This is a genomic window from Silvania sp., assembly GCF_051656365.1.
Lineage (GTDB): Bacteria > Pseudomonadota > Gammaproteobacteria > Enterobacterales > Enterobacteriaceae > Enterobacter > Enterobacter hatchlandensis.
In genome coordinates, this window is record NZ_JBOGBT010000016.1 from 1 (window position 1) to 13711 (window position 13711).

Annotated in this window: 10 protein-coding genes and 2 pseudogenes; 5 read left to right on the top strand and 7 right to left on the bottom strand. The window is 58.7% G+C overall.

Annotated features, from left to right (window positions below; translation table 11 throughout):
• The 6 genes and pseudogenes from ACRDD5_RS02745 to ACRDD5_RS02770 all read right to left on the bottom strand — a co-directional run.
• Positions 1–204, bottom strand: a pseudogene (locus tag ACRDD5_RS02745) (amino acid ABC transporter permease); the annotation flags it as partial.
• 9 nt (positions 205–213) lie between these two features.
• Entirely contained in the window at positions 214–723 is a 510-nt protein-coding gene (locus ACRDD5_RS02750) for a GNAT family N-acetyltransferase (protein WP_438675850.1), read from the bottom strand.
• Positions 724–732: 9 nt separating this feature from the next.
• A pseudogene (locus tag ACRDD5_RS02755) lies at positions 733–3005 on the bottom strand (NtaA/DmoA family FMN-dependent monooxygenase).
• Positions 3006–3019: 14 nt separating this feature from the next.
• Positions 3020–4141: an amidohydrolase gene (locus tag ACRDD5_RS02760; protein ID WP_271281163.1), complete on the bottom strand. Its 1122-nt coding sequence runs from the start codon at positions 4139–4141 to the stop codon at positions 3020–3022.
• Positions 4138–5139 carry an LLM class flavin-dependent oxidoreductase gene (locus ACRDD5_RS02765; protein WP_438675851.1) on the bottom strand — a complete coding sequence of 334 codons (1002 nt, stop codon included), beginning with the start codon at positions 5137–5139 and terminating at the stop codon, positions 4138–4140. The genes ACRDD5_RS02760 and ACRDD5_RS02765 overlap by 4 nt, the downstream gene beginning before the upstream one ends.
• A 110-nt stretch (positions 5140–5249) precedes the next feature.
• Complete coding sequence (locus tag ACRDD5_RS02770) at positions 5250–5789, bottom strand: adenylate kinase (protein ID WP_438675852.1); 540 nt, start codon at positions 5787–5789, stop codon at positions 5250–5252.
• 344 nt (positions 5790–6133) lie between these two features.
• Here ACRDD5_RS02770 and ACRDD5_RS02775 point away from each other — a divergent pair, with 344 nt between their 5' ends.
• The 3 genes from ACRDD5_RS02775 to ACRDD5_RS02785 all read left to right on the top strand — a co-directional run bounded on the left by ACRDD5_RS02775 (position 6134) and on the right by ACRDD5_RS02785 (position 10305).
• Positions 6134–7669, top strand: coding sequence for a methyl-accepting chemotaxis protein (locus tag ACRDD5_RS02775; protein WP_438675853.1), 1536 nt, complete (start codon positions 6134–6136; stop codon positions 7667–7669).
• A gap of 75 nt (positions 7670–7744) precedes the next feature.
• Positions 7745–8995: an MASE1 domain-containing protein gene (locus ACRDD5_RS02780; protein ID WP_438675854.1), complete on the top strand. Its 1251-nt coding sequence runs from the start codon at positions 7745–7747 to the stop codon at positions 8993–8995.
• Positions 8996–8997: 2 nt separating this feature from the next.
• Positions 8998–10305, top strand: a complete 1308-nt coding sequence (locus ACRDD5_RS02785) for an MFS transporter (RefSeq protein ID WP_271281168.1) — start codon at positions 8998–9000, stop codon at positions 10303–10305.
• Here ACRDD5_RS02785 and ACRDD5_RS02790 read toward each other — a convergent pair.
• Positions 10277–10675 (bottom strand): (R)-mandelonitrile lyase, encoded by a 399-nt coding sequence (locus ACRDD5_RS02790; protein WP_271281169.1) that lies wholly within the window; start codon positions 10673–10675, stop codon positions 10277–10279. The genes ACRDD5_RS02785 and ACRDD5_RS02790 overlap by 29 nt on opposite strands.
• A gap of 111 nt (positions 10676–10786) precedes the next feature.
• Between ACRDD5_RS02790 and ACRDD5_RS02795 the strand changes: the two genes are divergently transcribed.
• Positions 10787–11677, top strand: coding sequence for a LysR family transcriptional regulator (locus ACRDD5_RS02795; protein WP_438675855.1), 891 nt, complete (start codon positions 10787–10789; stop codon positions 11675–11677).
• 250 nt (positions 11678–11927) lie between these two features.
• Positions 11928–13424, top strand: coding sequence for an L-asparagine permease (gene ansP / locus ACRDD5_RS02800; protein ID WP_271281171.1), 1497 nt, complete (start codon positions 11928–11930; stop codon positions 13422–13424).
• The last annotated feature ends 287 nt before the right edge of the window (positions 13425–13711 follow it).

A 13711-nucleotide genomic window follows, 5' to 3' on the forward strand; every position in this document is an offset into this window, starting at 1 on the left:
GATCAGGGTCAGCAGCAGCGTCTGCCCCACGCCCTCGAGGATCACCGGGTCAAAGAACCAGCGTGCGAACACCGCCCACTCCCAGCGCGGATTAAAGGCCACCGACTGCACGACAATCGCCAGCACAAACAGCGCGACAACGGCGCCAACGGTGCGCAGCGGGTCGCGCGCCGGGACCACTTTGATGGTTTCAACGTTGTTCATCGTCGTTCCTCATGCGGATTTACTGAACGCTTCGCGTACCAGCGTTTTGGTGAAGCGCAGCCGCCCGTCAAACGGCGGCTGGCTGTACTCTTCCGGGTCGCGGGCGAGGTCAAACTGCGCCGTGTAGCCCTGGCTCAGGTAGAGCCGCACCGCTTCCGGCTGGCGAAAACCGGTGGTGAGGTACATCTGGCTGTAGCCCGCCTGCACCGCCCGACGTTCCAGCTCCTGCACCACTTTTGCCGCAAGCCCCTGCTGACGCAGGGTTTTGTCGGTCCAGATACGTTTGATTTCCGCAGTCTGCTCATCGAGCGGCTTATAGGCCCCGGTGGCGATGATCTGCCCGTCGCGCTCAAGCACAATGAACAGCCCCTGCGGCGGCAGATACCATTCGGTCAGTTCGATCTCGGCGTCTTTAGCAAAATAGTCGCCGTAGCGGGCCGCGTATTCACCGAACAGCCCGTCAATAACGGGCTGAAGATCGGCGTCCTCTGGCGATACGTCGCGAAAAAGGTCGCTCATAAGGTCTCCTTAGTCACCCAGACCAGCCGGGTTCACTTCAGAGCCTGGAATGCGCTCCACCCCTTCGCCCCAGCGGTTCAGCACTTTGTCGTAATCGCCGTTTTTGATCACCCCGTTAAGCGCGGTCTGCACCGGTTCAGCCAGCCCGCTGCCTTTTTTCAGGGTCACGGCGATGTGCGCCGCCTTCGGCCAGCCGCCGTCCACGCTGCCTACCAGCTTGGTTTTGCCGTTCAGGGCTGCTTTCCATGCGCCAATCACGTTCGGGCCGAAGAAGGCATCCGCCCGCCCGGACTGCAGGGCCAGGGTCTGAGCCGCATCGTCCTTGGTGTAGACCGGGGTGAACGGCTTGAGGCCTTTCTTCTGGTTTTCCGCATCCCAGGCCAGCAGGATCGCCTCCTGGTTGGTGCCGGATCCGACGATGATCCGCAGCCCGGCGATGTCTTCCGCCTTCTCGAGGCTCTTAATGGTGCTGGTCGATTTCACGTAGAAACCGAGTGAATCTTTGCGATAGGTGGCAAAGTCGAACTTCTCTTTACGATCTTTGGTGACGGTAATATTGCTGATCGCCGCATCGTATTTCCCTGAGGTGACGCCCAGCGGCCAGTCTTCCCACGAGGTCGGGACGATGTTCAGCTCCAGTCCGAGGCTGTCGGCGACCAGACGGGCGATATCCGCCTCGCTGCCGATCAGGGTTTTGTTGTCATCAGCAAAGACGGTTAATGGCGGCTGGCTCAGGCCGGCAATCGCCACGGTGAATTTCCCCGGCACCGCGGGCTTAAAGCTCGCCGGCAGCTGAGCAATCGCCTCTGGGTTTTTCGCCGTGTTGATCGGCGTTTTGTTGGCTTCCAGGCTTACGCCGGTGCCGTTAATGTTCACGTTCTCTGCCCAGACGGCAGGGGTAAAGGCCAGCGCGAGCGCCAGAAAAAGCGATGATTTATGCATAGCAGGCTTCTCTTATTGTGTGGTTATTGTTGTGTGAACTGATTTTCTGGCTGGTCTAATCCCAGGCTCTCACGCAGGGTGGTGCCGGGGTATTCAGTACGGAACAGGCCGCGCGCCTGCAGCAGGGGCACCACCTGATCCACAAAGCGCGGGAAGGTATCCGGCGTGCCGCCCTGGATGATAAAGCCGTCCGCTGCGTAGCCGTCGAACCACTGCTGTAGTCCGTCAGCGACCTCTTCCGGGGTGCCGGAAAAGCGCGGGCGCGGCGAGGCGGCTTCCAGCGCGACCTGGCGCAGGGTTAAGTTGCGATCCCGCGCGTTACGCTTGATCTCATCGGTGGTGCTGCGAAAGCTGTTCTGCCCCAGATCGCCAATGTCCGGGAAGGGTTCATCGAGCGGATACTGGCTAAAATCGTGGTGCTCAAAATAGCGTCCGAGATAGTTCAGGGCATCGGTAATCGACACCAGCGCGGCGGTGGTTTGATACTGCTGCTCAACGTCGTCGGCGTCTTTACCCACAATTACGCTCACGCCCTGGAAGATATGCAGCTCGTCGGCACGACGGCCATGCTGTTCCAGCTGGCTTTTCACGTCGCGGTGGAAGGCCTGAGCCTCTTCAAAGGTCTCGTGATGGGTGAAGATGGCGTCGGCATGTTTAGCCGCCAGCTTTTTACCGTCGTCGGAGGCCCCGGCCTGGAAGACAATCGGCCTGCCCTGTGGGGTACGGCCAATGTTCAGCGGCCCGGCGACCTTAAAGAAATCGCCGTGGTGATCGAGGGTGTGCAGTTTCTGCGGATCAAAGAACTGGCCGCTCTCCTTGTTGCGCACAAAGGCATCGCCTTCCCAGGAATCCCACAGCCCTTTCACCACGTCGAGATACTCATCGGCAATGCGGTAGCGCAAGGCGTGCTCCGGGTGCTTGTCGCGGGAGAAGTTCTTCGCCGAGCCTTCCAGCGGGGAGGTCACCACGTTCCAGCCTGCCCGGCCGTTGCTCAGATGGTCGAGGCTGGCAAACTGGCGCGCCACGGTAAACGGCTCGCTGTAGGAGGTGGACAAGGTGCCGACCAGCCCGAGGCGCGAGGTGATGGTTGCCAGTGCCGATAACACCGTCAGTGGCTCAAAGCGGTTGAGAAAGTGTGGAATCGACTTCTCGTTGATGTACAGACCATCGGCGACAAACAGGAAGTCGAGCTTGCCCGCCTCCGCTTTCAACGCCGTCTCTTTTACAAACTCAAAATTGATGCTGGCATCGGCGGTGGCCGCCGGGTGGCGCCAGGCCGACATGTTCCCCGACGCACCATGCAAAATCGTGCCCAATCGCAGCTGTCGTGTTGCGGACATATTCACTCCTTACCTTAAAGTTGATTCAGTGCTTTTTCTGCAAGCTGGGCGAAATATCGCGCGGCGGGTTCGATCAGGGCTTCATCCGGGTTAAAGGCCGGGTGATGCAGACCATACTGACTGGCGCTGCCAATGCTGACGAAGGCGCCAGGAATGTGTTGCAGGTAGACGGCAAAATCTTCCCCGCCCATGTGCAGTTCGGCGTGCTGGGTCTCAAAACCGCTTTCGCGCGCCACTGAGGTGGCAAAGTCGGCCCAGTTGGCGTCGTTGACCAGCGCGGTCGGCCCGGCATACCAGATGATGTCGATTTGTGCGGCAAAGGCGCTGGCAAACCCGGCGGCGATCTCCGATACCCGGGCTTTGACCTTTTCCTGCACGTCGGTGCGGTGGGTGCGCAAGGTGCCTTCCAGCTCGACGCTTTCCGGCAGCACGTTCCAGGTATTGCCCCCGGTAATGCGCGTCACGCTCAGCACCACCGAGTCCAGGGTGTTCACGTTGCGACTGGCGACGCTTTGCAGCGCGGTCACCAGTTGGCTGGCGAGCACAATGGCGTCGTTACCTTCGTGCGGACGGGCGGCATGCGCCCCTTTGCCGGTAATGCGGAAAACAAAGCGGTCAACGTTGGCGTAAAACGGCCCGCCGCGGGTGGCGAAGCTGCCCACCGGCAAGCCGGGTTCGTTGTGCATGCCGAAGATGGCGCTGACGTCGCGCAGAGCGCCAGCGCGCACCAGACTTTTCGCACCGCCGAAGTTCTCTTCTGCAGGCTGAAACAGGATCCGCACCCGGCCATTCAGCGAGGCTTCACGCGCTTTAAGTTCTAAGGCGGCGCCGAGGATCACGCTGGTGTGGATATCGTGTCCGCAGGCGTGCATCACCCCCGGGCGTTGTGAACTGAAGGCTACGCCGCTGCGCTCCTCAATCGGCAGTGCATCGATATCGGCGCGCAGGGCAATGCGTTTGTCGCCCTCGCCCACTTCGGCCACGACGCCGGTGTGCAGATCGTAAGGCAGGATCTTAATCCCCGCATCGCCCAGCCACTGGCGCAGGCGGGCGGTGGTTTCAACTTCTTCTCCGGAGAGTTCCGGGTGTTGGTGCAGTTCACGACGCCAGGCGATCAGCTGTTGTCCGAGGCTCATACCGCCACCTCCCGTTGCTGACGGACCGCTGCCAGCAGACGCAGGGACTGCACGCGGGCAGCGCCATCCGCCACCGGCGTATCAATAATAAATTCGTCAATACCCCACTGTTGATGCAGGGCCTCCAGCTGATCCAGTACCGACTCTGCGGTGCCAGCCAGCAGCGACTGGGCACGACGGGCAATGCGCAGCGGCTCACTTCCGGCCTGGCGGGCAAAAGCATAGGCCTGCTCTTCGCTGGCGACGGTGACCCGCTGACCGTTGGCCAGCTCCACGCCCCAGACTTCCACCGACTGCGCCAACGCGTCGGCCTGCGCCTGGGTTGGGGCGACGATAGCCTGCACCGCGACAATCACCTCGCGGTGACTGTGCGCCCGCCATGTGGCAATCACCTCACGCAGCAGGTCAGGATCGCCGTTCAGGTGAGCCGCAAAGACAAAGTTCCAGTTGAGGCTGGCGGCAAGGCGTGCGCTCTCGGCGCTGGCCCCCAGCAGAAAGCCCTGAGCAGGTACTTGCGGCAGCGGGGTGGCGCGAACCGCCTCCTCTTCCGCCTGGGCTGCCGGGTTTAACCAGCCGTCGAGCTGCGCCAGCTGGGCCGCGAAATCGCCCTTTTCCTGCTGATTCAGCCCCTGCTGTAATGCCCGGGTGGAGAGCGGCAGCCCGCCTGGCGCTTTGCCTACACCCAGGTCGACGCGACCCGGTGCTATGGCCGCCAGCAGGTTGAAGTTTTCGGCCACTTTATAGGGGCTGTAGTGCTGGAGCATCACGCCGCCGGAGCCGACGCGAATGCGTTTGGTCTGCCCGAGGATCCAGGCAATCAGCAGCTCAGGCGACGGACTCGCCAGCTGCGGGGTGTTGTGGTGTTCGGCAATCCAGAAGCGGTGATAACCCAGCGCCTCCGCCTGTTGCGCAAGGCTTAAGGTGCGCGCCAGCGCATCGGCGGCCGTTTCGTTTGCTGCGACAGGACTTTTATCCAGAATGCTGATTCGCCAGGACATGTTGCAATCTCGTTTGACTAAACATGTCGCCATTATTAAGGGGCGATTTCACCTCTGAGAAACAATTAATTTACATTTGGTTTGCCGGATTTCAGATATACAGCGCTGGGTTAGCGTGCGCTCTGTAGCCCGGCGATGAGGGCATCGGCCTGCTGGCGCGAAGTGATCCGCACGAAGCGGATGTGGGCGTAAGCGGGATTATCCATGTCGGCCTGGTAGCGCACACGGTTGCTGCGCCAGGTTTTGAGGGTCCAGATAAGGATCGATTCCCGGCTCAAGAACGAGCGGCGAAAGCTCTCCCGGTTGCCAGTGCCTGGCCACAGCTCCTGCTGGGTCCACGCGCGTGTTATCGCCCGCATCACCGCCTGGCGCAGGGTGCGGACAAAGCCGTAATCCACCCACACCACCAGATCGACCTCGCGCCACTTGATCGCCCGGGTGCGGTTGTAGTTGCCGTCCAGCACCCAGCCGGGGCTGGCGTCGAGCGCAGCTTCCAGCTTGCTGACGAACACTTCATCTGGCGTGCCCTGCCAGTCGGGCTGCCAGTACAGGGTGTCCATTTCGATACAGGGCAGCGCCAGCGCCGTGGCGATACGTCGGGCAAGCGTGGATTTACCGCTGCCGCTGGTGCCGATAATATTGATTTTCACATTGCCCCCGGTCAGTAAATGGTCGAGCGTCATAATAACGTTTTAGCATTGTTAATGAAACGGCATTTCGAAAGCCTGGTTTACCCCACGGATTCATTATTTACTTCATATTTGCCTTAAGTCGATTTATTCCCCCACAGACAAAAATAAGCCCACTCGCTTTATTGCATTTTTATTACATTAACGCCAATTAACAGATAAAAAATAGTTAAGTCAGGCGCTTTCCAATTCATAAAATTACGTAGAGAATACGCCAGCCGTAATATTAAAGAATAACGATGACATCTTGCCTGACACTTTATCGGGCGGCATTTGTTTACTCAGACATCACCATGGAGTTACTCATGAAGCGTAACATGCATGTTACACAAAACGAGTATTTACTTAACGATGGATCGACGCTTATGTCGACCACCGATACCCAGAGTCATATTACTTACGCTAATTCGACGTTTATTGTTGCCAGTGGTTATAAAGAAGAACATCTTATCGGTGAACCGCATAATGTGATCCGCCATCCGGATATGCCCCCCGAGGCATTTGGCGATATGTGGTTTACCCTGCAGCAGGGCGAGAGCTGGACCGGGCTGGTGAAGAACCGCCGCCACAACGGGGATCACTACTGGGTACGCGCCAACGTGACGCCGGTCTACCAGCAGGACATCCTGACCGGTTATATCTCGGTGCGTAATATTCCAACCCGGGAAGAGATCGACGCCAGCGAGCAGCTTTATCAGCGCGTGCGAAATAACGAAATAAAAGGCCACGGTTTTTATAAAGGGCTACTGGTACGCCGGGGTTTATTTTCTTTCCTGTCGATATTTAAAAAACTCAGTACCGCGAAACGCGTTAATTATGGCCTTATTGTCACCGCCCTGCTGACCTTCGCCATTCCGTTTTTACTCCCCTCCGCCGTGATACAAATGACTGCCACGGCGGCGCTTTTTATATTGCTGGCGATGTATTTGCATGCCCAAATTAGTCGCCCGGTAAAGTCGATTGTTAAACAGATGCAGCGCGTGGTTTCGGGACGCAAAACTGACTATTACCATTTTGATCGCGTCGACGAAATTGGTTTGATGATGCGCCTGGTTAATCAGTCCGGTTTAAACCTCAATTCACTGGTGGATGATGTCGGGGCGCAAATCAGCGGTATCCGCGATATCAGCCAGCAGGTCGAAAAAGAGGGTCATGCGCTGCAGGCCCGCTCGGAAGAGACGGCGGGCGATCTGCAGCAAACCGCCGCCGCTGTGGAAGAGATTGCCAGCGCGGTAAAACAGACCGCCGAAACCGCCGGGGAAGCGATCCTGATGGCCGATAAGACCAGCGCCAGCGCTTACAGCGGTGAAAAAATCATGAAGCAGACCATCGGCATGATGCAGTCGGTCTCGCAGGATAACGGCCAGATCGTCGACATCATCGCCGTGATCGACCGTATTGCTTTCCAGACCAATATTCTGGCCCTCAACGCGGCAGTTGAAGCCGCCCGCGCCGGAGAAGCAGGACGCGGCTTTGCAGTGGTGGCAGCCGAAGTACGCAATCTGGCTCAGCACTCCGCTTCGGCCGCGAAGGAGATCGCCGCGCTTATCGAGAAAAACGTCGCCAGCGTCAATGCCGGTGTGAATATGGTGGAGCAAACCGAAACCCATCTTACGGCGATGATTGGTAATGTGTTGAATATGTCGGCGCTCATTAAAGAGATTGGTCACGCCACCCAGGAGCAGACCCAGGCCCTGAGCCTGATTAATGAGTCGATCTCGCGCATTGGCGTAATGACGCACAATAACACCGGGATGGTGGATAACGTCACCAGTGCGGCCAACCACCTGACCCACAGAACCACGCGACTACAGCAGGCGATTGCGGTGTTTGGCGGTTAATACTGCGTCCTTAAATGGCTAACCCGGCGAAAAGGTCATATCTTTTTAAAGCGACGGTCGCGCCGGGGGCCCTGGATGAAAGCAGATAAAAAGACGTTAGCAGTCATGTTGCTCGCATGGGGTGCGCTCTACTATCTGCTGGGCTGGATCTCCTTATTCCTCGATGGCCCCGCGACCCGGTTGCCCTTTATCTGGCTGCCCGCAGGCGTGGCTGTCACCGCCTTTCTTATCACCCAGCAAAAACAGTGGCCTGCGTTATTTATCACCCTCCTGCTCGCCCGCCTGCTGTTGGGGGTGACGTTCCAGCATGTTCTGCACCTGTCGCTGATGCTGGGTCTTTTTTCGCTGACCAGCAATATGGGTATTGCCTGGAGCGTGCGCTATTTTTCCCGGGGTTACGATCGGCTGCACAAAATCGTCAACTGGGTGATCTCGACGGTGGCTATCAGCGCTCTGGCTGCGCTGGCGGGCGTAGGCTGGCTCTCTTATCTCGCGGGAACCTCACAGATGCAGTGGCTGTGGATCGCCTGGAGTGCCAACGTCACCAGCACGCTGTTCGTGACGCCCCCGCTGATGGGGCTGATCACCTCTGACGAAAAGGTCGCGCAACAAAAGCCGATCCTCGGTTTGTGCCTGGCGATCGCCGTGCTGCTGGTCACCCTGCTCACTTTCAGCGGCGTGCCGGACAGCGGCGACAATATTGCGCTGATTTACTCCCTCGCCTGTCTGCCGCTGGTGCTGGTGGCAGCCACCACCATCGTCTGTGGCGATCGGCTGGGTTCGCTGGCGTTTATCCTGTTTAGCATTGTCGTTATCTATGCATCGTGGCAAGAGACGGGCCCGTTCTATTTCGCCCGCCTGGCACCTGAAGAGTCGATTATGCTGGCGCAGTGCTATCTTTCCGCCGCCGCGCTGCTACTGGTATTTATACGCGCCCAGAAAAGGCATGCGACCCGCACCGATCGCGGTACCCGGGATATTGCTTACTCCCTCGATCTGGAAAGCGGTCAGCTGGTCTGGAACCCGCACGCACAGTCTGCCCTCGCCGCCTCGTTAGCCCTTATCACCCGCCGGGAAGCATTGCTGGCCCAGGTGCCCGATCCCCAACAGCAGGCGCTGATGGCCGCCCGCTGGCAGGCGGTGGCGCAAAACGTCCCTGTGGCAGAGACGTTCCGCTTTACGCTGGCCATCGACGGCCAAAAGCCGACCCTGATGGCTGAGCGCAATATGCTGATGATGGCAGACAACGATCGCCCGGTGATTGTGGCGTTCTGGTCCGAGGAAAGCGGCGGCTTGTTTCAGCCCACCACTGAGGAGGAAGGTTAACGATGCTGCAAATCGCCTTTTTGCTCGCCGGCGCGGCGTTCGTGCGCAAAGCGGCTCCGTTCTTTATGGTGGCAGGCGTGCTGTGGGGCGGTCTGGGTCTGTTGATCTTTATCGATGGTTTACAGGGTGGGCGTCACTTCCCGCTGCATCTCTTCGGTATTTTTCTGCTGATCGACAGCCTGGTGTCGCTGGCGCTGGGCTCGGCAACCCGGGACACACAGCGCGGGATTTTTTACTTCAAAGGTGGGCTGTTCCTGCTGATTGCCATTCTGATTTTATCCGGACGCCACGATGGCACGCTGGCAATGGCTATTGTGCTTGGCATTGCCTATTTCATTATCGGCCTGTTCAGCATCGCCTCTGCTGTGGTGGTGCGCTTTGCGCACTGGCGACGCGTCCTGCTGGCCGGCATTTTACAGGTAATCTTCGCCATTTTTCTGTTCTTGCCCTTTCCGTCAGAACATGATGGCACCGTTTCGCAGTTTATCGGGATGGTGATGATTACCGGAGGTTCGCAGTCGGTGCTGCTTTCACTGCGGATGCGGCAGATCCGGCACGGTCGCTCGGTATTTGATATTCTGGCACCGCAGGGGCTGATGCCCCGCAAACGCGAGGCGCTGCCGCTGTCCGTGGATAGCCCGCCAGGCGAGCAGCTCACCGTGCACGTCTGGACCCCGGAAGGATCGGCCAAACAGCAGACGCTGCCGCGCCCGGTGATCAACCGCTATATCGCCGCCGTCGATGCCGACGGGGTGATTTCAACCGGCCACGCGGCGCTGGAATTCCCACCTGCCCTGTACATCAGCCTGTACCCGGCAGCGGAGATCGACCGTTCGCCCGCCGAATTTTTTAACCTGCTGAAGGCGGTCGAAGCCAACACGGTAGCGGGGAAATATCAACCGAACTACCCGTATGAAGCGGGTATCTGGTGCGAGTCAGATCGCAAAATCCACTTCTCGACCTTTAATGCCGCCTCGCTGACCCGCTTCTGGACGCAGTACCGACAAAGCGAAACCTACAACCTGACCTGGCGAAACTGCTCCAGCAGCGTGGCCTATGCCCTCGAAGCCGCGCTCGACGGCGCGTTGAAAGAGCGCTGTTCCCGGGGCGGCTTTGTGCGTCTGTTCTTTATTCCGGAGCTGTGGATCGCCGGGCAGCTGCGCAAACGCGCCACCAATATGGCATGGACGCCCGGGCTGGTGCTGGATTACACCCGGGCGCTGCACGCGGTGGTTCATCCGACGGACGTGTCTCTGATGAGCCTGATTAAAAAGAAACTGTTTACGGCTGCGGATACTGGTCGTCGGTAACCTTCTCCAGCCACTCTACCGGACTGCCGTTTACCGCTTCGGCAACGGCAATGTGGGTCATCGCCGTTTGTGCGCTGGCCCCGTGCCAGTGTTTTACGCCCGGCGGGATCCACGCAATATCGCCCTGATTTAAGACTTCCGCCTCTTTGCCCCACTCCTGCAGCCAGCCGCGACCCTGGGTGACAATCAGGGTTTGTCCCAGCGGATGGGTGTGCCACGCGGTACGCGCGCCGGGTTCAAAGGTAACGGTCGCCCCACCCACTTTGGCGGGCTCGGTGGCCTGGAACGGCGCATCAATACGCACGGTGCCGGTAAACCAGGCCTCCGGGCCGCGGACGGACGGTAACGAACCACTACGGATAATTTTCATGCTGACTCCTTTTGTGCTGTGGGGTTAACAGTAGCGCAAGACGCACCTCAGCATTAGACTGCATAATCAGAAAGGAACCATGAATGAAATTCATATATTGGGAGTGGCGTAATGCTGAAAGACAATTTTAACGATCTGCTGTCGTTTATGGTGGTCGCCCGCGAGCGCAGCTTTACCCGCGCAGCCGCTCAGCTTGGGGTGTCCCAGTCGGCTCTCAGTCACGCCATGCGCAATCTCGAAGCGCGTCTGGACGTGCGTCTGCTGACCCGCACCACCCGCAGCGTGGCCCCGACCGAGGCGGGCGAGCAGCTGTTTATTCGCCTGAGCCCGCATCTGCTGGAGATTGAGCAGGAGCTGACGGCCTTGCGCGATATGCGCGACAAACCGGCGGGCAATATCCGCATTACCGCCGGAGAGCACGCGATGACAGAGGTACTGTGGCCGGTACTTAAGCCCTTTATGGCGCAATACCCGGATATCAACGTCGAGGTGACGGTGGATAACGGCCTGACGGATATCGTCGACGGCCGCTTTGACGCGGGAGTGCGTTTGGGCGAGCAGGTGGCAAAAGACATGATTGCGATGCGCATCGCCCCGGATATGCGGATGGCGGTGGTCGGTTCCCCGGCCTACTTCGCCCGCTATGGCGAGCCGCACACCCCGGAGCAACTGGCCAATCATCGCTGCATCAATATGCGCCTGCCCACCCGCGGAGGATTGTATGTCTGGGAGTTTGAGCAGGACGGCCACGAGCTGCGGGTGCGCGTTGAGGGGCAGTTAACCCTCAACAATCTACCCCAACGTCTTGATGCCGCCGAGGCCGGACTGGGACTGGCATATGTCCCTGACGATACGGTGCAGGAAGCCATTCGCGCAGGTAGGCTGGTGCGGGTGCTGGAAGAGTGGTGCCCGGTGTTTGACGGCTACCATCTTTACTATCCTGGCCGCCGCCAGCACACTACTGCGTTCGCTTTACTGGTAGAGGCTCTGCGTAGATCCTAGGCCCCTTCCCCTTCTTTATGTGACAACGTCACGCCTGCCTTAAAATTTACTTCAATGTGCATCACTTTCAGCCCGTTATTTTTTGCGTCGTTTATTAATTGCGGGTAGGATGCTTCGCCATGTTTTGCCTTATCCATACGCAGAATGACTGGAAAGGCAGCATGTTCCCGCGCAAAAGCAATCGTTTGTATTGCAGCTTGCCGGGTCTGAACATCACGACATTGATTAAGACAGGTAAACAGGTAACTCAATGAAGACAAACAACAACAGCGCAGCTGAACATCAGGCTGCGAAACGTCGCTGGCTGAACGCCCACGAAGAGGGCTATCACAAGGCGATGGGCAACCGTCAGGTACAGATGATCGCTATCGGCGGTGCCATCGGTACCGGGCTATTTTTAGGCGCAGGCGCACGTCTGCAAATGGCCGGCCCGGCCCTCGCACTGGTCTATCTGGTGTGCGGGATCTTCTCCTTCTTTATTCTGCGTGCCCTTGGCGAGCTGGTGTTACACCGTCCGTCCAGCGGCAGCTTTGTCTCCTACGCCCGTGAGTTCCTCGGCGAAAAAGCCGCCTACGTGGCGGGCTGGATGTACTTCATCAACTGGGCGATGACCGGGATCGTCGATATCACCGCCGTGGCGCTGTATATGCACTACTGGGGCGCGTTTGGCGATGTGCCGCAGTGGGTGTTTGCCCTCGGTGCGCTGGCGATTGTCGGCACCATGAACATGATCGGCGTGAAGTGGTTCGCCGAAATGGAGTTCTGGTTCGCGCTGGTCAAAGTGCTGGCGATTGTAATCTTCCTGGTGGTCGGCACCGTGTTCCTCGGCAGCGGTAAGCCGCTGGACGGCAACATGACCGGCTTCCACCTGATCACCGATAACGGCGGTTTCTTCCCGCACGGCCTTATGCCGGCGCTGGTGCTGGTGCAGGGTGTGGTGTTTGCCTTTGCCTCGATTGAACTGGTGGGCACCGCTGCAGGCGAGTGTAAAGACCCGCAGAACACCGTGCCAAGAGCGATCAACAGCGTGATCTGGCGTATCGGCCTGTTCTACGTCGGCTCCGTGGTGCTGCTGGTGCTGTTGCTGCCGTGGAATGCCTATCAGGCCGGGCAAAGTCCGTTTGTAACCTTCTTCTCGAAACTGGGCGTGCCGTACGTGGGCAGCATCATGAACATTGTGGTGCTGACTGCGGCGCTCTCGAGCCTGAACTCGGGTCTGTACTCGACCGGTCGAATCCTGCGCTCCATGTCGATGGGCGGCTCTGCGCCGAAGTTTATGTCGAAGATGAGCAAGCAGCAGGTGCCGTATGCGGGCATCCTGGCGACGCTGGTGGTGTATGTATTCGGCGTATTCCTGAACTATCTGGTGCCGTCGCAGGTATTTGAGATCGTCCTCAACGTGGCCGCGCTGGGCATCATCGCCTCCTGGGCCTTTATCGTGGTGTGCCAGATGCGTCTGCGCAAAGCGATCAAAGAAGGTCATGCGGCTGAAGTGAGCTTTAAAATGCCGGGCGCCCCGGTGACCTCATGGCTGACGCTGCTGTTCCTGTTCAGCGTGCTGGTGCTGATGGCGTTCGATTACCCGAACGGCACTTACACTATCGCCACCATCCCGCTGCTGGCCGTGCTGCTGGTTGCCGGCTGGTTTGGCGTGCGTAAGCGCGTGCAGGAAATCCATAGCACCGCGCCGGTTCATCCGGACGATGAAAAGCGGGATGGCCCGCTGGTGGAAGAGACGTCGCGTTAAAAGTTAAGCGGTCAATAAAAAAGTGAAGGCATCTGCCTTAATGCTGGTCAGTTAAGCATTGAGGATTGTTCCGTTCACTTTATGTTCAGCAGAATAGAGTAACTTCACCGCACGTGAACGTGGAAAGGGGGTCACCGCGACCCCCTTTCCAATCCCCGCGGCCCCGCGACGAAATCGGTGCTTCGCACTACGCTCACCTCACGACCTCCTGCCTGCGGTCGGCTCAACTCGACATCCTGTCTCGCGTCGCCTCTGTCCGCCATCCCTGGCGTCCAGCCCTTGTCATC

Excerpts from the sequence above, each read along its gene's own strand:
- ACRDD5_RS02750 (WP_438675850.1), bottom strand. The coding sequence starts at position 723 with ATGAGCGACCTTTTTCGCGACGTATCGCCAGAGGACGCCGATCTTCAG.
- ACRDD5_RS02760 (WP_271281163.1), bottom strand. The coding sequence starts at position 4,141 with ATGAGCCTCGGACAACAGCTGATCGCCTGGCGTCGTGAACTGCACCAA.
- ACRDD5_RS02765 (WP_438675851.1), bottom strand. The coding sequence starts at position 5,139 with ATGTCCTGGCGAATCAGCATTCTGGATAAAAGTCCTGTCGCAGCAAAC.
- ACRDD5_RS02775 (WP_438675853.1), top strand. The coding sequence starts at position 6,134 with ATGAAGCGTAACATGCATGTTACACAAAACGAGTATTTACTTAACGAT.
- ACRDD5_RS02780 (WP_438675854.1), top strand. The coding sequence starts at position 7,745 with ATGAAAGCAGATAAAAAGACGTTAGCAGTCATGTTGCTCGCATGGGGT.
- ACRDD5_RS02785 (WP_271281168.1), top strand. The coding sequence starts at position 8,998 with ATGCTGCAAATCGCCTTTTTGCTCGCCGGCGCGGCGTTCGTGCGCAAA.
- ACRDD5_RS02790 (WP_271281169.1), bottom strand. The coding sequence starts at position 10,675 with ATGAAAATTATCCGTAGTGGTTCGTTACCGTCCGTCCGCGGCCCGGAG.
- ACRDD5_RS02795 (WP_438675855.1), top strand. The coding sequence starts at position 10,787 with ATGCTGAAAGACAATTTTAACGATCTGCTGTCGTTTATGGTGGTCGCC.
- ansP (WP_271281171.1), top strand. The coding sequence starts at position 11,928 with ATGAAGACAAACAACAACAGCGCAGCTGAACATCAGGCTGCGAAACGT.